Here is a 659-nt window from a genome sequence, read left to right as displayed (position 1 = left end):
AAATATTTGGCGCAATTTTCCCAACTGTCCCTTTGTAAGAGCGATATTTTTTCATACGAACCAGACATTTTAACCCTAATTCTTTCATAAGGCGATACACTTTTTTATGATTTACTTTGTGTCCACGATTCATAAGTTCATCACGAATACGACGATAACCATAACACCCATCGTGTTCATTATAAATAGCTTGAATCAGTTCTTTTACCTCCGCATTTGGATCAGGACGATTAAAACGTTTCATCCAGTAATAGTACGTACTACGTGGAATGTTTGCGAGTTGAAGTAACTCCTTGATAGGAAATTCATGCCTTAACTCGTAGATTACTTGCGCTTTGTCTTGTTTGGTGATTTTTCTTTGTTTTGAACTAAGGCATTCAACTTTTTTAAATATGCATTTTCCATACGTAAACGCTCATTTTCCGCTTGTAAGGCTTCGATTGATCCTTCATCTACTGGTTTTATTTTTTTATCTTTCATGGTTGGACGCCCCTTTTTCTTTAATTGTAGGGCATCCAATCCTCCTGTTTCATAAGCTATTTTCCATTTCCGAAGTGTTTCATAAGACGGTATATTGAAAAGTGCCGCTGTTTCTCTGATAGATGTCCCGTGTTCATTCATATAATAAAGTACATCTAGTTTATACTGGGCTGGGTAGA

General features: G+C 36.3%; 1 pseudogene. It reads right to left on the bottom strand.

Annotated features, from left to right (window positions below):
- Positions 1-659, bottom strand: a pseudogene (locus ACUN13_RS32160) (IS3-like element ISBth10 family transposase); the annotation flags it as partial.

This window comes from Bacillus cereus group sp. Bce041 (assembly GCF_052646455.1).
This window is presented reverse-complemented; position numbering and strand designations above follow the sequence as displayed.